The following is a 20,108-nucleotide window of genomic DNA, read 5'->3' as shown; positions in this document are numbered from 1 at the left end:
CGGCGCGATACTGCGCCCTTGACGGCGCCCTTGTGCAGCCTGTGTTTATGCTGCGCTGCATGGTTTTTCAGCGCAATATTTTCTTGACAAGGCCACTGCTGAGCCTATTCTTATAGGCTACAAAAAATGTAAAAAGCTCGAACGATGTACGCCCATGGCGGTCGTCAAGAGGCGTCCACGATTCGTCCGGTAGTCCGCAATATCATCTTGGAGGATGTGTATGTCGGTTATCACCCGTAGGACAATGCTGGTTGGAATTGCGGCCAGTCCGCTCTTGTTGCACGCTGCATGGGCCCAGCCCACGAACCTCAAGATTTCCCATCAATTCCCCGGCGGCAGTGTCGCCGAAGGTGATTTCCGTGACCGCCTGTGCCGCATGTTCGCGGCCGAGACGGAGCGGCGGACCAAAGGCAAAGTCAAATTCTCGATCTACCCCCGCTCCACCCTGATGAAGAGCGATGCGCAGATCCCCGCCCTGGCCAAGGGCGCGCTGGACATCTCGCTGGTGCCGCTGTCGTACGCCGGCGCCGACCTGCCCGAAGTGAACATCGGCCTGATGCCCGGCCTCGTCACCTCGTACGAACAGGGCTATGCGTGGAAGAACGAAGAGATCGGCAAGGAATTCAATCGCGTGCTGGCCGACAAGGGCCTGATCATGCTGAGCTGGATCTGGCAGGCCGGCGGCATGGCGTCGCGCGGCAAGCCGATCGTCGATCCGGAAGACGCGGCCGGCCTGAAGGTGCGCGGCGGCTCGCCGGAAATGGACATGATCCTGAAGGAAGCCGGCGCCACGGTCGTCACGCTGCCGTCGAACGACATCAAGGGCGCGATGGAAAAGGGCCAGCTCGACGCGGCCATGACGTCGTCGTCGTCGCTGATCTCATTCCGCCTCGACGAAGTGAGCAAATCCGTGACGACCGCGCGCGGCGGCACTTACTGGTTCATGCTGGAACCGCTGCTGATGTCGCGCGCCGCCTTCGAGCGCCTGCCGAAGGACCAGCAGGCCGTGCTGCTGGCGGTAGGTGCCGACCTGGAAGCGTTCGCGCGCAAATCGGCCCAGCAGGACGATGCGGCCGTGGCCGCGCTGTTCCAGGGTGCCGGCGGGCGCACGGTCGACCTGAACCAGGACTCGCTGCGCAAATGGCAGGAGCTCGCACGCGCGACGGCGTGGCGCGACTATGGGGAGCGCAATGCGAATTGCGCGAAGCTGCTGGCGCTGGCGGAGAAGACGATCGTCTAATCCACCGTCGTCCCCGCGAACGCGGGGACCCATACTGAGCCCCCGACAGCAGTACCAGTGATACGTGTTTGCGGCTTCGGAAGCTGTGAATGGATTCCCGCCTTCGCGGGAACGACGTGCATTATCCGCCGGTGACTGGCGGGAAGAACGCCACTTCCCCGCCCTCCTGCACCGGCGTCCCCGCTTCGCACATCACATGGTTGAACGCCATGCGCAGCGCCCGCTCGTGCGCGAGGGCTTCGGCCCACACGCCGCCGCGCGCAATCAGGAAATCACGCACGGCGCCCACGGTCGCCACGTCCGCAGGCAGGTCCACCGACTCGCCCGACGTGCCCAGCGCTTCACGCACGCTGGCAAAGAATCGCAGATTGATTTTCATGACATCTCTCAGTACTGCAGCGACGCGAACGGAATGAAGCGCACGATGTCGCCCTTCGCGATCGCCTGGCCCGGCGGATTGTCGATCAGGCCGTCGGCCCATACCGTCGACGTCAGCACGCCGGAGCCCTGGTTCGGGAACAGATCCAGCCCGCCGGCGTCGTTGACGCGGGCACGCAGGAATTCGTTGCGGCGGTCCGGCTTCGTCCAGTCGAAATCCGCGCGCAGCGGAATCGCCTTCGGTGCCATGGCGCCCGTGACGCCCTGCAGGCGCAGCAGGAACGGCCGCACGAACAGCAGGAACGTGATGAAGCTCGACACCGGATTGCCCGGGAGGCCCAGGAAGAACGCGGAGCCCGCCCCTTCACGATGCACTTCGCCGAACGCCAGCGGCTTGCCCGGCTTGACGGCGATTTGCCACATGTTCAGGCGCCCTTCCGCTTCCACGGCCGGCTTGATGTGATCTTCCTCGCCGACGGAGACGCCGCCCGACGTGATGATCAGGTCGTGCTCTGCGGCCGCGGCACGCAAGGTGTCGCGCGTGGCCTGCAGCGAATCGGGCACGATGCCGTAGTCGCTGATCTCGCAACCGAGGTTTTCGAGGAGGCCGCGCAAGGTAAAACGGTTCGAGTTGTAGATGGCGCCCGGCGCCAGCGGCTCGCCCGGCATCGCCAGCTCGTCGCCCGTGAAGAACACGGCCACGCGCACGCGCCGGCGCACGGGCAGGCGCGCGAGGCCGACGGAGGCAGCCAGTCCCAGCTCCTGGCTGCGCAGCCGCGTACCGGCCGGCAGGATCACGGCACCGGCGACGATGTCCTCGCCGGCGCGGCGGATCCACTCGCCCGATTGCGGCACGTGCTTGATGGTGACCTGGTCGCCGTTCGCTTCGCACTGTTCCTGCATCACGACGGCATCCGCGCCCTCCGGAATCAGCGCGCCCGTGAAGATGCGCGCGGCGGTGCCCGGTTCCAGCGGCTGGCCGACGGTGCCGGCCGGGATGCGCTGGGCGATGCGCAACGTGGCCGATCCGCTTGCGCAATCGGCCGCGCGCACGGCATAGCCATCCATCTGCGTGTTGTCCGCGGACGGCACGTTCAAGCCCGACACCTGGTCGCAGGCGAGCACGCGGCCGTTGGCGGCAAGCGTGTCGACGTCCTCGACGCCGTCGACGGCACGCGCCGCCGCCAGCAGGAAGTCCAGCGCCTCGCGCACCGGCATCAGGGGCCTGCGCGCAGGCTGGTTCACTTGGCGAGCCCCGTATGCGCCGCGATGAATTGCTTCATCTCGGCGACGTTCGGCTGCATGACGACGAAGCGCTGCGGCAGCGTTTCGATGTCCTCGAAGCCGGCCGGACGGGCGGCATCGGTGCCCAGCGCTTCCAGGATCGTCTCGTTGAACTTGGCGGCGAGCGCCGTCTCCAGCACGATCATCGGCACGCCCGGTTCGACGTGTTCGCGCGCGACCTTGATGCCGTCGGCCGTGTGCGTGTCGATGGTGATGCCGTAGTCGTCGAACACGTCGCGGATCGTCGCGAGGCGGTCTTCGTGCGTCGAGCAGCCCGACTGGAACCCATAGTTCGCGACCAGCTTGAATTCGTCGCCGTCGCTGCCCGGCGCGCCGGACAGGTCGAAGCCGCCGTGCGTGTCGACCTTGCGGAACAGCGCGTGCGTGCGGTCGGCGTCGCGGCCGACGAGGTCGTACACGAAGCGCTCGAAGTTCGATGCCTTCGAGATGTCCATCGAGGGGCTCGACGTGTGGTACGTTTCGGACGATTTACGCACGCGGTACACGCCCGTGCGGAAGAATTCGTCCAGCACGTTGTTCTCGTTCGTCGCGACGACCAGCTTCGCGATCGGCAGGCCCATCATGCGCGCGATGTGGCCGGCGCAGATATTGCCGAAATTACCCGACGGGACTGTGAACGACACTTTCTGGTCGTTCGACGTCGTCGCGCTCAGGTAGCCGCGGAAGTAGTACACGACCTGCGCCACGACGCGCGCCCAGTTGATCGAATTCACGGTGCCGATCTTCTGGCGGACCTTGAATTCGAGGTCGTTCGACACGGCCTTGACCATGTCCTGGCAATCGTCGAACACGCCTTCGACGGCGATGTTGTGGATGTTCGGGTCCTGCAGGCTGAACATCTGCGCGGTCTGGAACGCGCTCATCTTCTTGTGCGGCGACAGCATGAACACGCGGATGCCGCGCTTGCCGCGCATCGCGTATTCGGCCGCGCTGCCCGTGTCGCCGGACGTGGCGCCGAAGATGTTCAGCTCGTCGCCATTCTTCGCCAGCGCATATTCGAACAGATTGCCCAGCAGCTGCATCGCCATGTCCTTGAAGGCCAGGGTCGGGCCGTTCGACAGGCCTTGCAGGATCAGCGTGCGTTCCGGCGACTGTTCCAGCACGCGCAGCGGCGTGATCTGGCTGGCGGACTCGTCGGCGCGGGCGTTCTTGTAGACCTCCGGGGTGTACGTCTTCGCCGTGAGGGCCTTCAGGTCCGCATCCGGAATGTCGGTCGCGAACTTGCGCAGGATCTCGTACGCGAGTTCCGCGTAGGACAGCTTGCGCCAGGCGTCGAGTTCGGCGCTGGTGACCTGCGGGTACTGTTCGGGCAGATACAGCCCGCCGTCCGGCGCCAGGCCGCCCAGCAGGATGTCGGAAAATTGTTGGGGATTACGTGCAGCGGACGCGCTCGTTGCGCGGGTGGACACATATTGCATACGATAGAAAAGATCGGGGTTGGCTGGCGTTGGATATTTATTATAGTCCGGACGAGCAATATTGTCTTTTTACCGAATATTGTTTTGTTATTTCGTTGGAAAATGATGCACTGCAATGCGGCGGGCGTGAAAGCCCACCGTTTGCATCAGCACGCGGCGTGATTCACCGTCACCACGTGGATCGCCAGGCCGCCCAGCGACGTCTCCTTGTACTTGGCCTGCATGTCGAATCCCGTCTGGCGCATCGTCTCGATGACGTCGTCCAGGCTGACGAAGTGCGTCCCGTCGCCTTTCATCGCCAGCGACGCCGCCGTGATGGCCTTGATCGCGCCCATGCCGTTGCGCTCGATGCACGGGATCTGCACGAGGCCGCCGATCGGGTCGCAGGTCATGCCCAGATGGTGTTCGATACCGATCTCGGCCGCGTTTTCGATCTGGCCGTTGGTGCCGCCCAGCGCCGCGACGAGTCCCGCCGCCGCCATCGCGCACGCGACGCCGACCTCGCCCTGACAACCGATCTCGGCGCCGGAGATGGACGCGTTCTTCTTGCACAGCATGCCGATCGCGGCCGCCGTCAGCAGGAAGTCGTGGATGCCGCGGCGCGCATCGCTCGGACGGCAATCCTCGGCGTAGTAGCGCAGCACGGCCGGGATGATGCCGGCCGCGCCGTTCGTCGGCGCCGTCACGACCCGGCCGCCGGCCGCGTTCTCTTCGTTGACGGCCATCGCGTACAGGCTGACCTGGTTGACGGCGTCGTGCGGCAGGTGGTTCGTCGCGTTGCGCGCCGCCCGCTCCTGGCGCCACAGCTTCGCCGCGCGGCGCTTGACGTTCAGGCCACCCGGCAACTCGCCTTCCATGACGAGGCCGCGTTCGATGCAGCCGCGCATCACTGCCCAGATGCGGTCCAGGCCCGCATCCAGCGCGTCGTTCGTCATGCGCGCGCACTCGTTCGCGCGCAGCATGGCGGGGATCGTCAGGCCGTCGCGGCTACCCTGCTCCAGCAGCTCGCGCATCGTCGAAAACGGGAACGGCACCGCGACCGTCTCGCGCGCCGCCTGCGTTTCGCCCGGCGCCGTGATGAAGCCGCCGCCGACCGAATAATAGATGCGTTCGATGACGCTGCCGTCCGCCAGCTTCAGGACGAAGCGCATGCCGTTCGGGTGGTCCGGCAGCGTGGACTGCTTGTGCCACACGAGGCCCGTGGCGCGGGTGAACGGCACAGGCTGCGTGCCGAGCAGGTTCAGCACGCCGTCCAGTTCCGCTTCCGCGAGCTTGTCCTCGACCGCGTCCGGCTCGACGTCCTGCGGCGTCTCGCCCATCAGGCCGAGGATCACGGCCTTGTCGGTGGCGTGGCCGATGCCCGTCAGCGCCAGTGAGCCGTACAGATGCGCTTCGACGCCGACCGCGTCATCCAGCGGCCCGCATTCGGTGAGGAAGCGGCGCGCGGCCACCATCGGGCCGACGGTGTGCGAGCTGGAAGGCCCGATGCCGACCTTGAACAGGTCAAATACACTCATGTCCATGAGCTGTCTCCTTGTTGTGTAGCGGGCTGTTGAAACGTCTCGTGGACGCCGCCCTCAAAAAGCGTCATTCCCGCGGAAGCGGGAATCCATGCTGAATCGGCAATGCCAGCTCAGCTCGGATTCCCGCCTTCGCGGGAATGACGGTGCATATGTTGTCCACTTATGGTGAATCCACACATGCGCATAGTGTACTCAAGCCGCCTTGCTCATCCCGACATCGACATTGGCCAGCATGTCCTCGACCATCTCGTCGACCTTGACGCGCGCCTTCCAGCCCCAGTCCGCGGCCGCGCGGCTGTCGTCGAGGCTCTTCGGCCAGGAATCGGCGATCTGCTGGCGGCTGTCCGGCTGGTATGCGATACGGAACGCCGGCAGTTTTTTCTGGATCGCGGCGGCCAGTTCGCGCGGGTTGAACGACACGCCGGCCACGTTGTACGAGGAACGGATGACGACCTGCTCCGCCGGCGCGTCCATCAGCTCGATGGTGGCGCGGATCGCGTCCGGCATGTAGATCATCGGCAGCGTCGTTTCCGGGCCGAGGAAGCATTCATACGTCTCGCCGCGCAGCGCCGCGTGGAAGATCGCGATCGCGTAGTCCGTCGTGCCGCCGCCCGGGGGCGACTTGTAGCTGATGATGCCGGGGTAGCGGATGCTGCGCACGTCCACGCCGTACTTCGCATGGTAGTACTCGCACAGGCGCTCGCCGGCCAGCTTGCTGATGCCGTAGATCGACGTCGGGTCCATGATCGTGTACTGCGGCGTGGATACACTCGGCGTGTTCGGGCCGAACGCGGCGATCGAGGACGGCCAGAAGACCTTCAGCGGCTTGCCGGCTTCGCCCCGTTCGCGCGCGATCTCGAGGATGTTCAGCAGGCCGTCCATGTTCAGCGTCCACGCCTTCAACGGCGCCTTTTCGCCCGTGGCCGACAGCAGCGCCGCCAGCTGGTACACCTGGGTGATGTCGTCGTCGGCGATCAGGCGCGCCACCGCGTCCTTGTCGAGCACGTCGACGCGGACGTAGCGCGCGGCGCCGTAGATATTGTCGGTGCCGATGTCCGCCGCGATCACGTTGGCCGCGCCGTGCTGCTGCGCGAGGGCGGTCACCAGTTCACTGCCGATCTGGCCGTTGGCGCCGATGATGAGGATGCGTTCCATGCTTGTTTCCCTTGCTCTTTGTGCGGCTTCGTGAGCCGGTTCCCGGCGCTTCGCTTCGTGGGCGGCGCATCCGGTCGATCGATGGTCCAGCGGCCGCGGTCAGGCGGCCTTGAGGATGCCCAGTTCGCGGCCGGCCTGCTCGAAGGCGCCCAGCACCTTGTCCAGCTGTTCGCGGGTATGCGCGGCCGACAGCTGCACGCGCACGCGCGCCTGCCCCATCGGCACCACCGGGTAGAAGAAGCCCGACAGCAGCACGCCCAGTTCGAACATGCGGGCCGCGAATTTCTGCGCGACGGGTGCGTCGAACAGCATCACCGGCACCACCGGGTGCGTGCCCGGCTTGATGGTGAAGCCGATGCGTTCGATCTCGCGGCGGAAATAGGCGGTGTTCTCGTGCAGGCGGTCGCGCAGCTCGGTCGACTTGCCGATGCGGTCCAGCACCGCGAGCGACGCGCCGGCGATCATCGGCGCCAGCGTGTTCGAGAACAGGTACGGACGCGATTTCTGGCGCAAGGTCTCGATGACTTCCTTGCGGCCCGAGGTAAAACCGCCCATCGCGCCGCCCAGCGCCTTGCCCAGGGTGCCCGTGATGATGTCGATCTTGCCGATCACGCCGCAGTGCTCGTGCGTGCCGCGCCCCGTCTTGCCCATGAAGCCGGACGCGTGCGACTCGTCGATCATCGTCAGCGCGCCATATCGTTCGGCCAGCGCCACGATCCTGTCGAGTTGCGCAATCGTGCCGTCCATCGAGAACACGCCGTCCGTGACGATGATCTTGTGGCGCTTGCCCGCGTCCGTCGCGGCCTGCAGCTGCTGTTCCAGGTCGGCCATGTCATTGTTGGCATAGCGGTAGCGCGCGGCCTTGCACAGCCGGACGCCGTCGATGATCGACGCGTGGTTCAGCGCATCCGAGATGATGGCGTCGTTCTCGTCGAACAGCGGCTCGAACACGCCGCCGTTGGCGTCGAAGGCGGCGGCGTACAGGATCGTGTCTTCCGTGCCGAGGAACTCCGACAGCTTGCGTTCCAGTTCCTTGTGCACCGTCTGCGTGCCGCAGATGAAACGCACGGACGACAGGCCGTAGCCGTATCGCTGCAGCGCCGCTTCGGCCGCCTTCTGCGTCTCCGGGTCGCCCGACAGGCCGAGGTAGTTGTTGGCGCACATATTGATCAGCGTGCGGCCATCCTCGGCGACCACTTCGGCGCCCTGGCGCGAAGCGAGCACGCGTTCGGGCTTGAACAGGCCTTCGGTCTTGAGCGTGTCGAGTTTCTGCTGGAGGCCGCTATAGAATGCTTGATCGCTCATGTTTCCTCGTCCTTGTCGGTTGGCGAATGGTATAGTGTGGATTCGTTCGATGTATGGAACTTGTTCTATATTTCGAACAGAAATTCAATATATTGAATATTACTCCCAGCCATTGAACTTGGCAAGCAAGCTCCATGAACAACAATACCAGCGCTCCGCCGGAAGTCGGCGCCACCCTGCAGCGGCTGCGACTCGCGCGCGGCCTGACCCTGGAAGACCTGTCGCGCATCGCCGGCGTCTCCAAATCGATGCTGTCGCAGATCGAACGCGAAAAGGCCAACCCCACCATCGCCATCACGTGGCGCCTGGCCAATGCGCTCGGCGTGCAGATCGGCGAATTACTATCGTCCGAAGTGCGCGCCGTCGACCTGATCCGTGTCGTCGACGCCCACGAAATCCCCACCTTGCCCGGCAGCCACGCGGGCTACTCGCTGCGCATCCTGGGACCGATGGACCTTGCCGGCAAGTATGAATGGTATGAACTGACGTTGCAGCCGGGCGGCGAACTGGCGTCGCAGGCCCATGATCCTGGTACCAATGAGCATTTGACCGTGGTAACTGGGACGGTGGAATTGGAGGTCGGGGCCGAGAAGCGAAAAATCAAGCACGGTGCGACGGCGCGCTATCCGGCCGACCAGAATCATGCCATCCGGAATGCCGGCAAGACGGAGGCGAAGGCCTTGCTGGTGGTTGTGCACCGGTAAATGAAAAAACCCCGCACACGGCGGGGTTCATTCCTGGCGCCTGGGCGCCCGTAATACCTGCGGCTCGCGCTTACAGCGGCGGCGTATGGCGATACGACGCGCCGACGGTTTCGATGGCGCGGCGGGCTTCCTGGCAGAATGCGCGGAACAGACGGCCGAGCTTGCTCTCAGCGGTCAGGCGGGTCGAGGTCGGGATCGTGGTCGTGGCGTTCATGGCAACTCCATTCATCATTTCGTTCAGTGATGAATCCAGTGTACGCCGCCGGCAGATATCAATCCAATTTCCTTTTTCGATCACCACGATACGTTTTTGTGATGACTCCCCGCTGTCATATTGCGTGCGATGACAGCAGGGATCACGCAAGCTTATATCTCCGCGCCGCCCGCGGCGGTGGGCGACACCTCCACGTCGAGCGCCTTCGTCAGGAAGCCCCAACGGTCGGCCACTTCCTCGATCTGCTTGCTCGTCGGCTTGCCCGCGCGACGATGGGTTGTCGGCGGATGCCGCTGAGCACGAGAACCCGCCTCAGCTGTCAGGACGACAACACCACGAGACTCACGCGGCACGCCGCTCCGGTCCCGCGTACGACCGGGCACTCTGCCACCGGCGCCGCATGTCGTCCGCGCTCGCGATCTGTTCCTCCGACAGGCGGCGCGCGACGATCGCCTTGTTCGCGCCGGCGGCCGGGTCGCCGGCGTCGGCCGCCAGCAGCATCCACATGTACGAGCGCACGGTATCGCGCGCGACGCCGCGGCCGCTGTTGTACATGCCGCCCAGGTTGTACTGGGCCAGCGCGTGGCCCTGTTCGGCGGCCAGCCGGTACCAGTGCACGGCCTGCGCGTCGTCCTGCGCCACGCCCTGGCCGTTCGCATACATGACGCCGAGATTGTTCTGGGCGCTCGCGTCGCCCTGCTCGGCGGCGCGCCGGTACCACGCCGCCGCCAGCGCCTCGTCGCGGCGCACGCCCTGGCCGTTCGCGTACATCACGCCGAGCGTGAACTGGGCCTTCGCGGCGCCCTGCTCGGCCGCGCGCCGGTACCAGTACAAGGCCTGCTCCGGATCGCGCGCAACGCCGCGCCCGAACGTGTAGCGGTTGCCCAGGTTCACCTGGGCCAGCACGTGGCCCTGCTCGGCCGCGGCCAGCGTCCACGCCAGCGCGGGGCCGCTCCAGCGCGCCCCATCGCCCGCGCCCGCGAGCGCCTCCGCGTCGGCCGCGCCCAGCAGTTGGGCGAGGCTGAACTGCGCTTCCGCGTCGCCCTGCTCGGCGGCGCATTCGAGCCAGGCGCGCGCGCCCTGCGCGTCGAACGGCAACCCATGCCCCACCAGGTACGCGAGCCCCAGCAGGCGCTGCGCCGGCGCATGGCCGCGCGCGGCCGCACGCCGGAACCAGTACAGCGCCTCGGCCTCGCTGCGCGCCACGCCCTCGCCGCCGCGGTACATCAGGCCGAGGAAGACGGCGGCCTCGGCATCGTCCAGCAGCGCGGCCTTGCGGAACCACGCCATCGCGAGCGGCAGGCTGCGCGCCACGCCCTCGCCGTCCCGGTAGCACGTGCCGAGCAGCCGCTGGGCGCTGGGCAGGTCCTGCTCGGCGGCCTTGTAGTACCAGGCGACCGCCTCGGCGGCATCGCGCACGACGCCCCGCCCGGCCCGGTACAGGTCGCCCAGGTTCTGCTGCGCCGACGCGTCGCCCTGGGCGGCGGCGAGGCCGAACCAGTACGCCGCTTCGTCGTCGGACTGCGCCACGCCCCGCCCCAGGAAATACATGCTGCCCAGGTGGTTCTGGGCGAACGCGAGGCGCTGGCGCGCGGCCCGCTCCAGCCACCGGCAGGCGGCGACGTCGTCCTGCGGGGCACCGTCGCCTTCCTTGTACATCATGCCCAGGTTGAACTGCGCATAGGCATCGCCACACGCGGCGGCGCGGGCGAACCAGGCGAGCGCGCCGGCGCGCGGGAGGGACTCGTGACTGTGCATGCGGTAGCTCCTGACGGACTCGCGTTGAGGTCAAAGAATTGCAAAAAGTGTAATGACGAGATGCATTACGGATTTGACTTGCGCCAACGTGGAGGGGATGGACGACGGCAAAAACGACGCCGGCGCGACGGCTCGGCCGGCGGGGACAGTGCCACGCGACGAAGCCCTACTGCGTGCAGGAAATAAGAGGCCGGATCAGGCCGTTGCGCGCCGCCCGGACGCGTACACGCCCATGAACGCGTCGACCTTCGCCGCCGCCACGCGGTTCAGCGCGACGAGCAGGTCCGGATCGACGCCCGCCAACCCGTAGGCGTCGCCGAGGTGGCGGCCGATATGCAGCAGCAGCTGGGCGGCCGCTTCGGCGTCGGCCTCGGCCCGGTGGGCGTTGCCTTTGAAGACGATGCCGAGCGCGCGCGACAACTGGCCCAGCTTGTAGCTCGCCATGCCGGGGAACACGCGGCGCGACAGCTTCAGCGAGCACACGAGCCCGGCATGCCGGCAACCGTGTCCGAGCAGCGCGCCCTCGGCCTTGAGGAATTTTTCGTCGAAGCTGGCATTGTGCGCGGCCAGCACGTCGTCGCCGATGAAGTCGATGAGCGCGGGCACGACCTCGGTGGCCGGCGGCGCGCCGTCGACCATCGCCTGCGTGATGCCCGTCAGCTGGGTGATGAACGACGGCACGCGCACGCCGCAGTTCACCAGCGAGACGTAGCGCTCGACGATCCGGCCGTCCGCGATGCGCAGGGCCGCGACCTCGGTGATGCGGTCGCCGGCGCCGGGCGACAGGCCGGTGGTCTCGAAGTCGAGCATGACGATGGGACGTTCGAACACGGTACTTCCTTTCTTCAACCAGATCGCGTTAACCAAACTTGCGGGCGGCGTCGATCGCCAGTCCGGCGCCGATGCTGCCGAACAGGTCGCCCTCGACGCGGCGCGCGTCCGGGACGATGGCGGCGATCCGCTCGCGCAGGCTCGCCACGCCGCTGGAGCCGCCCGTGAAGAACACGGTATCGACGCGCTCGGGCCCGATGCCCGCTTCGTCCAGCAGGCGCTGCACGGTCGCGCCGACGCTGTCGATCATGCCGGCGATCGCGCCCGTGAACAGGTCGCGGTGGATGCGCAGCAGTTCGGGCGGTTCGAGGCGGTCGAGGTCGAGCGCCACTTCCGGCGTGTCGGACAGGCCGATCTTCGCTTCTTCCACGCGCATCGCGAGCCAGTGGCCGGCGCGGTCGTCGATGAGGCGCTGCAGGCGCTTGAGCTTGTCCGGCTCGGCCGCATCGCGCACGAGGTCCGCGAGCTGCGCGACGCTCTTGCGCGTATAAGCCTGGTTGATCGTGTGCCACGTCGCCAGGTTGAAATAATAGCTCGACGGCACCGAGGCGCCCGACAGCAGCGTGCTGCCATGACCCAGCAGCGGCATGACGGACGCGAGGCTCAGGTATTTGTCGAAGTCCGTGCCGCCGATGTGCACGCCGCCGGTGGCGAGGATGTCGTCGCGGCGGTCCAGGCGGTTCGCGCGCGCCGGCCCCAGGCGCACGAGCGAGAAGTCGGACGTGCCGCCGCCGATGTCGGCGATCAGCACCAGCTCCTCGCGTTCGATGCGGGATTCGTAGTCGAACGCGGCCGCGATCGGTTCGTACTGGAAGCCGATCTCGGCAAAGCCCACGGAACGGGCGATGTCGGCGAGCGTGTCCTCGGCGAGGCGGTCCGCCTCCGGATCGTCGTCGACGAAGTACACGGGGCGGCCGAACACGGCGCGGTCGAAACCGCGGCCCGCCTCGCGCTCGGCGCGGCGCTTGACCTCGCCGATGAAATGCCCCAGCAGTTGACGGAACGGCAACGCGCGCCCCGCGACTTCCGTCTGGCCATCCATCAGGCTGGTGCCCAGCAGGCTCTTCAGCGACCGCATCAGGCGCCCGTCATAGCCCTCCAGGTAGTCGGCCAGGGCGGCGCGGCCATAGCGCACCTGCTCGTCGTCCGCGTTGAAGAACACGACGGACGGCAGGGTCGCCTTGCCGTCCTCGAGGGGCAGCAGCGTGGGTTGGCCGGGCCGCACCCAGCCGACGGTGGAATTGGACGTGCCGAAATCGACGCCGCAAGCGTTGGCCATGGAAGTCTCTCGATGAAAGGGGCGAGATGTTACCAGATTCCGGCCGCGGAACCAACGCCGGCCCGGCTTGTCTCATGCACACGACGCCAACGGAGCAGACATGACGACGACGGCAGGCAGTTCCGATTACGCCCCCGGCGGCCATTCCGGCGCGCACGCGCACCCGCACGGGTGGCGGCGCTGGCTGTTCGCGACGAACCACAAGGACATCGGCACGCTGTACCCGTGGTTCTCCGTCACCATGTTCATGGTCGGCGGCGTGCTGGCCCTGCTGATCCGGCTGGAACTGTTCCAGCCCGGCCTGCAATTCTTCCAGCCGGAGCTGTACAACCAGTTCGTCACCATGCACGGCCTCGTGATGATCTTCGGCGCCATCATGCCCGCCTTCGTCGGCTTCGCGAACTGGATGGTGCCGCTGCAGGTCGGCGCGGCCGACATGGCGTTCGCCCGCATGAACAATTTCTCGTTCTGGCTGCTGCCGCCCGCCGCGATCCTGCTCGTCGGCTCGTTCTTCGTCGCCGGCGGCGCCAACGCGGCCGGGTGGACCATGTACCCGCCCCTGTCAGTCCAGATGGGCCCGGGGATGGACATGACGATCTTCGCCGTGCACATGATGGGCGTGTCGTCCATCATGGGCGCCATCAACATCATCACGACGATCCTGAACCTGCGCGCGCCCGGCATGTCGCTGATGAAGATGCCGATGTTCTGCTGGAGGTGGCTGATCACCGCCTACCTGCTGATCGCCGTGATGCCGGTGCTGGCGACGGCCGTCACGATGATCCTCACCGACCGCCATTTCGGCACGACGTTCTTCAACGCGGCCGGCGCCGGAGATCCCGTCATGTACCAGCACATCTTCTGGTTCTTCGGCCACCCCGAGGTCTACATCATGATCCTGCCCCGCTTCGGCATCATCTCGCAGGTCATTCCGGCGTTTTCGCGCAAGCCCCTGTTCGGCTACGCGTCGATGGTCTATGCGACCGCCGCCATCGCCATCATCTCGTTCATCGTGTGGGCGCACCACATGTTCACGACCGGCATGCCCGTCACGGGCCAGCTGTTCTTCATGTATGCGACGATGCTGGTCGCCGTCCCAACGGGCGTGAAGGTGTTCAACTGGGTCGCCACGATGTGGAAGGGGTCGCTCAGTTTCGAAAGTCCGATGCTGTTCGCCGTCGGCTTCATCTGGGTGTTCACGATCGGCGGCTTCACGGGCCTCATCCTCTCCGTGGCGCCGATCGACGTCCAGGTGCAGGATACTTACTACGTGGTCGCGCACTTTCCACATTTTCTTTCCGTGCTGGCGGCGGGGTAGCTATCGTCCTGGACGCCGGTTATTACGACTGGGCGCCGAAATGGACCGGACACATGATCGACGAACGACGGGGGCCTTTTCACTTCTGGAATTCGCTCGTCTGGGTCAACGTGACCTTTTTCCCGATGCACTTCCTCGGGCTGGCGGGCATGCCGCGCCGCTACGCCGACCATCCCGTCCAGTTCACGGACTTCCATGCCATCACGTCCGTCGGCGCCCTGCTGTTCGGCCTGTCGCAGGTGTACTGGCTGTTCCGGGTCGTGATTCCGAACATCCGCGGCGGCGCGCCTGCGCCGCCGAAGCCGTGGGAAGGCGCGGAAGGCCTCGAATGGACCGTCCCCAGCCCGGCGCCCTTCCACACGTTCGAGACGCCGCCGCTCGTCAAGTGAACCCGGGAGTGCGTCCATGACGCGCGAATGGACATTGCGGCGCAATTGCTCCCTGTCCCCGCGCCAGGTCGCGCGCGCGTATGCCGTCCTGTGTCTCGGCTCGCTCGCCGTCGCGCTCGGCTTTCTCCTCCACGGCATCTGGTTCGTCCTCGCGTTTTCCCTGCTCGAACTGGCACTCGTGGGGCTCGCCCTCCTCGTCTATGCGCGCCACGCGACGGACCACGAGCGCATCGCCCTGTCCGAGTCCGGCCTGCTCGTCACCTGCGTCCAGGCCGACCACCGGGAACTCGTGCGGCTCGATCCCCTGTGGACCCGCGTCGTCGTGCCGGACGAACGCCGCCGCACGCTGATCCAGCTGGAATCGCGCGGGGTCAAGGTGGAGATTGGACGCTTCGTGGACGATTCCCGGCGCCGCCAGGTGGCGCGCGAACTGCGCCAGGCGCTGCGCAGCGTGTCCGCGATGCGGTAGCGCAACGTTGTCAAGACATTCCTGGCTGAAACGAAGCAAGCTGGGATATCCGCATTCCCACTCCTTCGGACGGCTTTCTCGTCGAGCTGATCCGTGTAAGCCGCGTCCGACAACCACACGGCAACGCGACCGATGTTTCTATTTTTTTATGTTTTGCATAATGCGGTATCTGCTTTGCCGCACCGCGTTGGTGCGCCCATTGCGCAAGTTTCCCAGGAGAGAAGAACAACATGAGCGTTACGCAAGGATATGCAATCGTCGTGCACGGCGGCGCCGGCAGCCCGCGCGCGTACGACGACGGCTGCGAGCGCGCCGCGCAGCGGGCCGTCGAGGAGCTGGCCATCAGCGCCGACGCGCTCGAGGCCGCCATCGCGGCGGTCGTATCGATGGAAGACGACGGCCGCTTCAATGCCGGCAGCGGATCGGTCCTGTGCCTGGACGGCGCGACCGTCGAGATGGACGCCTCCATCATGGACACGCGCGGCCGCCTCGGCGCCGTCGCCTGCGTGCAGGGCGTCAGGAACCCCGTGCTGCTGGCGCGGGCCGTTGCCGAGACACCGCACTGGCTGCTGGCCGGCGACGGCGCCGCCCGCTTCGCCGCCGCCATCGGCCACCCGACGCACACCACCATCTCCGACCACCAGCGCCAAGCGCACGAGAAAGTCGTGCGCGAACTGGCGGGCAGCGTGCCCGCGATGCCCGGGATCTCGGAAGAAGCGAAAGCCTTCCTGCGCTTCTGGAATTACCAGACGCCGCTCGACCTGCCCGCGCACGCCGCATGCGACACCGTCGGCGCCGTCGTGCGCGGACCGGACGGCCACTTCGCCGTCGCGCTGTCCACGGGCGGCTCGGCGCCGTCGCTGCTCGGCCGCGTGGGCGACACGCCGATCATCGGCAGCGGCTTCTATGCCGGCCCGGAGGGCGCCGTCGCGGCCACCGGCATCGGCGAACAGATCGTGCGCCACCTGCTGGCGCGCACGGTGTACGGCTGGATCGAGGACGGCATGCCGCTCGAACAAGCCCTCCAGCGCGGCGTCGACCTGTTCGATCCGAAGGTGCCCGTCGGCCTGATTGCCGTGACGCGCACCGAAGCCGCTGCGCACAGCAACCAGGACATGCCCCACGCAAGGATCGTCCAACCATGACCGCACAGGACAAGAACGCCATCGCCCTGGCGGAACAGGCGGATCAGGTCGCCAAGAGCCATGGCCACCTCGTCATCATCGGCGGGGGCGAAGACAAGCAGAACGACATGGCGATCCTGAAACGCTTCGTCGAGCTGTCCGGCGGGCCGGGCGCGAAGATCGTCGTCATCACGGCGGCGAGCAGCGTCGCGGTGAACATGTGGGACACGTATGACCGCGCGTTCGCGGACCTGGGCGTCACCCGCCACTCGCACATGCACCTGCAGAGCCGCCATGACGCGAACGACGACAGGCATATCCGCGACGTCGCCGACGCCGACGGCATCTTCATGACGGGCGGCGACCAGAAACGCCTGCTCGCGGTCATCGGCGGCACGGCGCTGGACGCCGCGATGCACGCCGCGCTCAAGCTGCGCGGCGCCTGTATCGGCGGCACGAGCGCCGGCGCCTCCGCCATGTCCGGCCACATGCTCGCGCAGGGCCGCGCGGAACTGCATCCCGAAAAGGGTTCCGTGAGCCTCGGTGCGGGTCTCGGCTTCCTGCACAAGGTCGTCATCGACCAGCATTTCTCCGAACGCCAGCGGCTGTCGCGGCTGTTGTCCGTCGTCGCCCAGAACCCGTATTTGCAGGGGATCGGGATCGACGAGGACACGGCCCTCGTCGTCGAGCGCGGCGTCGGCATCGAAGTGGTGGGCCAAGGCGCCGTCACCATCGTCGACGGCCGGACGATGTCGACGAACGTGGCGGAGATCGCCAATCACGAGACGCCGGAACTGATCGACGTCCGCCTCCACCTGCTGCCGGCCGGCAGCAAATACGCACTACCCGGCAATGACGGCGACGACGCAAGCCGTGGCGACGGACCGCGCATCCCGCAGCCCCTGCTCGAGTTCCTGGAAAACATCACGAAACGGAATCCGATCTCATGAACATCGTAGAACAACGCTTCCTGCGCGGCCCGAGCCTGTATGCCGCGACGCCCTGCCTGCTGGCCGTGATCGACCTCGCCGGCCAGCAGAACGCGGCCGGCCTCGGCGCGCGCCTGCTGGCCCTCCTGCCGGCGATGCCGGCCGAAGCGGCGGCGCGCCTGTCGGACTGCCAGGCCGCGCACGAAGCGCTCGAACCCGTCGTGATGGAATTGCAGCGCCTTGCCGGCGCGCCTGGCACCTTCGGCATGACGAAGACCGATCCCGCCAGGCCGGGACAGGGTCGCGTCGTCTGCGGCTACACGGTGGAACAGGTCGCGGGCCAGGCGCTGCGCACGGCGGCCGCGCTGATCGATGCATGCGCGGGCCATGTGCCGTTCGACCTGGACGCCGCGCTGGACGACCTGCGCGACACCGCACACCGCCACGCCATCGGCACGAGCACCGCGGCTGTTCTGGCGGCCGCGCACCGGCGCGGCATCCCGAGCCTGCGCCTGATCGAGGAAGCGAACCTGTTCCAGCTGGGCTGGGGCAGCCGCCAGAAGCGCCTGCAGGCGACGATCACGGGCGCGACCAACCACGTGGCCGTCGGCATCGCCAGCGACAAGCAGCTGACCAAGACGCTGCTCGACCAGGCCGGCGTCCCCGTGCCGGCGGGTTCCACGGTCACCACGCTCGAACAGGCGCTGCGCGAGGCGCGCCGCATCAAGGGACCGGTGACGGTGAAGCCGCTGGACGCGAACCAGGGCAAGGGCGTGACGGTCAACTGCGCGACCCAGGACGAGATCGCGCGCGCGTTCGAATTCGCCTGCAAATACGGGCGCCACGTCATCGTCGAGGAATTCCTGCAGGGCCGCGACTATCGCGTGCTCGTCACGGGCCGCAAGGTGGCCGCCGCGTCGTGGCGCCGGCCGCCGCACGTGACCGGGGACGGCGTGTCGACGGTGCGCGAACTGGTCGAGAACGAAAACCGCAACCCCGCGCGCGGCGACGGCCATGCGAACATCCTCACGAAGATCCCGCTGGACGACCTCGCGCTGCAGGTGCTGGCGAACCAGGGCCATGACCTGGACTCGGTCCCCGCGGAGGGCAGCGTGGTCGACCTGCGCGGCAACGCCAACCTGTCCACCGGCGGCACCGCGGAGGACGTGACGGACCTGCTGCCGGAAGAAACCCGCGACATCTGCATCCGCGCCGCGCGCACGATCGGGCTGGACGTCGCAGGCATCGACATCGTCTGCCAGGACATCGCCCGCCCGCTGCGCGAACAGAACGGCGGCATCATCGAAGTCAACGCGGCGCCGGGCATCCGCATGCACCAGTACCCGAGCCGCGGGACGCCGCGCGACGCTGGCGCCGCCATCGTCGACGCGCTGTTCGGCGAGGACGACGGCCGCATTCCGGTCGTCGCCGTGACGGGCACCAACGGCAAGACGACGACCAGCCTCCTGATCGCGCACGTGACGCGCCTCGCGGGCCTGCGCACGGGCGTGACGACGACGGAAGGCGTGTACATCGACGGCGAACGGATCGTGAAAGGCGATTGCACCGGGTACCGCTCGGCGCGCACCGTCCTCGCGTCGCCCGACGTCGACTTCGCCGTGCTGGAGACGGCGCGCGGCGGCATCCTGAAACGCGGCCTCGCGTTCGACCGCTGCGACGTCGCCGTCGTGCTGAACGTGTCGGCCGACCACCTGGGCCTCGACGGCATCGACACGGTCGAGGAGCTCGCGCGCGTGAAGTTCGTGATCGCCGAGCGGGCGCGCCGTGCCGTCGTGCTGAACGCGGAAGACGACCATTGCGTCGCGATGTCGTCCGAGCTCGCGCATGGCGTGGAGATCCTGTACTTCTCGCTCGACGCGGACAACCCTGTCCTGCTGCGCCACCTGGAGAACGGCGGTCGCGGCGTCTACCTGGAAGACAACACGATCGTGCTGGCGAACGGCACGCGCCACGAGGCGCTGCTGGACGTGCGCACGATGCCCTGCACGATGAAAGGCGCGGCGCGCTACAACATCGCCAACGCGCTGGCCGCCGCCGCCGCGCTCAGCGCGACGGGCTTCGGCAATATCGAGATCGCGGCCGGCCTGCGCACGTTCGTCTCCGACTGGAAGCACAACCCGCTGCGCTCGAACGTGTTCGACGTGGACGGTGTGACCGTCATCTTCGACTACGCCCACAACACGGCCGCCTATGCCGCGCTCGCGGAGACGGCACGCGCGCTGACGCCGGGCCGCCTCGTCGGCGTCGTCGCGGCGCCGGGCGACCGCCGCGATGAAGACCTCGTCGCCATCGGCGAGACGTGCGCGGCCGGCTTCGACGAGCTGGTCGTGTACGAGACGGAGAACCGGGGCCGCGCGGCCGGCGAGGTGGCCGCGCTGCTCGTGCAGGGTGCGCGCCTCGGGAAGTACGAGACGGATCACCTGCAGGTGGAGCTGGACGTGCACGAGGCGATCCGCGCCGGCCTCGCGCGCTGCGAGCCGGGCGACGTACTGGTGTTCGGCTGCGGCTCGGCGCTCACCGAGCTGACGGAAGCGATCCGGCCGACATCGCCCGCGACGGCGAGCAGGATCGAGGCAGAGGCAGTATAGGAGCCGTGGTTACCGCGCAGGCGGGAACCCATACTGAGTGTCCCAACTGGGTCAGTATGGATCCGCGCCTTTGCGGGGACGACGGTTTAGATCGCGCGGCGTACCAGCAATTCCTTGATCTTGCCGATGGCCTTGTTCGGGTTCAAACCCTTCGGGCACA

16 protein-coding genes and 1 pseudogene are annotated in these 20,108 nt (G+C 67.1%); 7 read left to right on the top strand and 10 right to left on the bottom strand.

Annotated features, from left to right (window positions below; genetic code table 11):
- Positions 1-220: 220 nt before the first annotated feature.
- On the top strand, positions 221-1,240 hold the full coding sequence (dctP, locus tag QPK29_RS30880) for a TRAP transporter substrate-binding protein DctP (protein WP_056129480.1): 1,020 nt from the start codon (positions 221-223) through the stop codon (positions 1,238-1,240).
- 121 nt (positions 1,241-1,361) lie between these two features.
- Here the strand turns inward: dctP and moaD are convergent, their stop codons facing one another.
- The 6 genes from moaD to kbl form a co-directional block, all read right to left on the bottom strand.
- Positions 1,362-1,619 (bottom strand): molybdopterin converting factor subunit 1, encoded by a 258-nt coding sequence (gene moaD, locus QPK29_RS30875; protein WP_371771711.1) that lies wholly within the window; start codon positions 1,617-1,619, stop codon positions 1,362-1,364.
- An 8-nt stretch (positions 1,620-1,627) separates the two neighbouring features.
- Complete coding sequence (locus QPK29_RS30870; protein ID WP_056129524.1) at positions 1,628-2,836, bottom strand: molybdopterin molybdotransferase MoeA; 1,209 nt, start codon at positions 2,834-2,836, stop codon at positions 1,628-1,630.
- Positions 2,837-2,859: 23 nt separating this feature from the next.
- On the bottom strand, positions 2,860-4,341 hold the full coding sequence (gene thrC, locus QPK29_RS30865) for a threonine synthase (RefSeq protein ID WP_371771710.1): 1,482 nt from the start codon (positions 4,339-4,341) through the stop codon (positions 2,860-2,862).
- A gap of 146 nt (positions 4,342-4,487) precedes the next feature.
- Positions 4,488-5,864 (bottom strand): L-serine ammonia-lyase, encoded by a 1,377-nt coding sequence (locus QPK29_RS30860; RefSeq protein ID WP_371771709.1) that lies wholly within the window; start codon positions 5,862-5,864, stop codon positions 4,488-4,490.
- Between the two features lie 192 nt (positions 5,865-6,056).
- The gene (locus tag QPK29_RS30855; protein ID WP_371771708.1) at positions 6,057-7,019 is read right to left on the bottom strand and encodes an NAD-dependent epimerase/dehydratase family protein; all 963 of its coding nucleotides are present in this window, start codon (positions 7,017-7,019) and stop codon (positions 6,057-6,059) included.
- A 99-nt stretch (positions 7,020-7,118) separates the two neighbouring features.
- Positions 7,119-8,324 carry a glycine C-acetyltransferase gene (kbl, locus tag QPK29_RS30850; RefSeq protein ID WP_371771707.1) on the bottom strand — a complete coding sequence of 402 codons (1,206 nt, stop codon included), beginning with the start codon at positions 8,322-8,324 and terminating at the stop codon, positions 7,119-7,121.
- A gap of 134 nt (positions 8,325-8,458) precedes the next feature.
- On the opposite strand from kbl, the gene QPK29_RS30845 reads away from it, so the two are divergent.
- Positions 8,459-9,028, top strand: coding sequence for a helix-turn-helix domain-containing protein (locus QPK29_RS30845; RefSeq protein WP_056129496.1), 570 nt, complete (start codon positions 8,459-8,461; stop codon positions 9,026-9,028).
- Positions 9,029-9,098: 70 nt separating this feature from the next.
- Here the strand turns inward: QPK29_RS30845 and QPK29_RS30840 are convergent, their stop codons facing one another.
- The 4 genes from QPK29_RS30840 to QPK29_RS30825 form a co-directional block, all read right to left on the bottom strand.
- The gene (locus tag QPK29_RS30840; RefSeq protein ID WP_156403778.1) at positions 9,099-9,242 is read right to left on the bottom strand and encodes a hypothetical protein; all 144 of its coding nucleotides are present in this window, start codon (positions 9,240-9,242) and stop codon (positions 9,099-9,101) included.
- 342 nt (positions 9,243-9,584) lie between these two features.
- Positions 9,585-11,000 (bottom strand): tetratricopeptide repeat protein, encoded by a 1,416-nt coding sequence (locus tag QPK29_RS30835; protein WP_371771706.1) that lies wholly within the window; start codon positions 10,998-11,000, stop codon positions 9,585-9,587.
- A gap of 195 nt (positions 11,001-11,195) precedes the next feature.
- Positions 11,196-11,831: a 3'-5' exonuclease gene (locus QPK29_RS30830; protein WP_371771705.1), complete on the bottom strand. Its 636-nt coding sequence runs from the start codon at positions 11,829-11,831 to the stop codon at positions 11,196-11,198.
- 28 nt (positions 11,832-11,859) lie between these two features.
- On the bottom strand, positions 11,860-13,110 hold the full coding sequence (locus QPK29_RS30825) for an Hsp70 family protein (protein WP_371766922.1): 1,251 nt from the start codon (positions 13,108-13,110) through the stop codon (positions 11,860-11,862).
- A gap of 100 nt (positions 13,111-13,210) precedes the next feature.
- Between QPK29_RS30825 and QPK29_RS30820 the strand changes: the two are divergent.
- The 5 genes and pseudogenes from QPK29_RS30820 (at position 13,211) to cphA (ending at position 19,948) form a co-directional block, all read left to right on the top strand.
- Positions 13,211-14,817: pseudogene (locus QPK29_RS30820) on the top strand (cytochrome c oxidase subunit I).
- A gap of 16 nt (positions 14,818-14,833) precedes the next feature.
- Positions 14,834-15,286 carry a DUF2244 domain-containing protein gene (locus QPK29_RS30815; protein ID WP_371771704.1) on the top strand — a complete coding sequence of 151 codons (453 nt, stop codon included), beginning with the start codon at positions 14,834-14,836 and terminating at the stop codon, positions 15,284-15,286.
- A 230-nt stretch (positions 15,287-15,516) separates the two neighbouring features.
- Positions 15,517-16,431, top strand: coding sequence for an isoaspartyl peptidase/L-asparaginase (locus tag QPK29_RS30810; RefSeq protein ID WP_371771703.1), 915 nt, complete (start codon positions 15,517-15,519; stop codon positions 16,429-16,431).
- Complete coding sequence (locus tag QPK29_RS30805; protein ID WP_371771702.1) at positions 16,428-17,360, top strand: cyanophycinase; 933 nt, start codon at positions 16,428-16,430, stop codon at positions 17,358-17,360. Before QPK29_RS30810 ends, QPK29_RS30805 begins: the two co-directional genes overlap by 4 nt.
- On the top strand, positions 17,357-19,948 hold the full coding sequence (cphA, locus tag QPK29_RS30800) for a cyanophycin synthetase (RefSeq protein ID WP_160410860.1): 2,592 nt from the start codon (positions 17,357-17,359) through the stop codon (positions 19,946-19,948). Before QPK29_RS30805 ends, cphA begins: the two co-directional genes overlap by 4 nt.
- The last annotated feature ends 160 nt before the right edge of the window (positions 19,949-20,108 follow it).

The sequence above is a fragment of the Massilia orientalis genome (genome assembly GCF_030411975.2).
GTDB lineage: Bacteria > Pseudomonadota > Gammaproteobacteria > Burkholderiales > Burkholderiaceae_D > Telluria > Telluria orientalis.
The sequence above is the reverse complement of the archived record's forward strand: the minus strand, read 5'-3'. Positions and strand labels throughout refer to the sequence as shown.

What these genes read in the sequence shown, in the direction of transcription:
- QPK29_RS30835 (WP_371771706.1), bottom strand. Translation starts at nt 11,000, where the DNA reads ATGCACAGTCACGAGTCCCTCCCGCGCGCCGGCGCGCTCGCCTGGTTC.
- QPK29_RS30810 (WP_371771703.1), top strand. Translation starts at nt 15,517, where the DNA reads ATGAGCGTTACGCAAGGATATGCAATCGTCGTGCACGGCGGCGCCGGC.
- QPK29_RS30870 (WP_056129524.1), bottom strand. Translation starts at nt 2,836, where the DNA reads ATGCCGGTGCGCGAGGCGCTGGACTTCCTGCTGGCGGCGGCGCGTGCC.
- moaD (WP_371771711.1), bottom strand. Translation starts at nt 1,619, where the DNA reads ATGAAAATCAATCTGCGATTCTTTGCCAGCGTGCGTGAAGCGCTGGGC.
- QPK29_RS30825 (WP_371766922.1), bottom strand. Translation starts at nt 13,110, where the DNA reads ATGGCCAACGCTTGCGGCGTCGATTTCGGCACGTCCAATTCCACCGTC.
- kbl (WP_371771707.1), bottom strand. Translation starts at nt 8,324, where the DNA reads ATGAGCGATCAAGCATTCTATAGCGGCCTCCAGCAGAAACTCGACACG.
- dctP (WP_056129480.1), top strand. Translation starts at nt 221, where the DNA reads ATGTCGGTTATCACCCGTAGGACAATGCTGGTTGGAATTGCGGCCAGT.
- QPK29_RS30860 (WP_371771709.1), bottom strand. Translation starts at nt 5,864, where the DNA reads ATGGACATGAGTGTATTTGACCTGTTCAAGGTCGGCATCGGGCCTTCC.
- cphA (WP_160410860.1), top strand. Translation starts at nt 17,357, where the DNA reads ATGAACATCGTAGAACAACGCTTCCTGCGCGGCCCGAGCCTGTATGCC.
- thrC (WP_371771710.1), bottom strand. Translation starts at nt 4,341, where the DNA reads ATGCAATATGTGTCCACCCGCGCAACGAGCGCGTCCGCTGCACGTAAT.
- QPK29_RS30840 (WP_156403778.1), bottom strand. Translation starts at nt 9,242, where the DNA reads ATGAACGCCACGACCACGATCCCGACCTCGACCCGCCTGACCGCTGAG.
- QPK29_RS30855 (WP_371771708.1), bottom strand. Translation starts at nt 7,019, where the DNA reads ATGGAACGCATCCTCATCATCGGCGCCAACGGCCAGATCGGCAGTGAA.
- QPK29_RS30815 (WP_371771704.1), top strand. Translation starts at nt 14,834, where the DNA reads ATGACGCGCGAATGGACATTGCGGCGCAATTGCTCCCTGTCCCCGCGC.
- QPK29_RS30845 (WP_056129496.1), top strand. Translation starts at nt 8,459, where the DNA reads ATGAACAACAATACCAGCGCTCCGCCGGAAGTCGGCGCCACCCTGCAG.
- QPK29_RS30805 (WP_371771702.1), top strand. Translation starts at nt 16,428, where the DNA reads ATGACCGCACAGGACAAGAACGCCATCGCCCTGGCGGAACAGGCGGAT.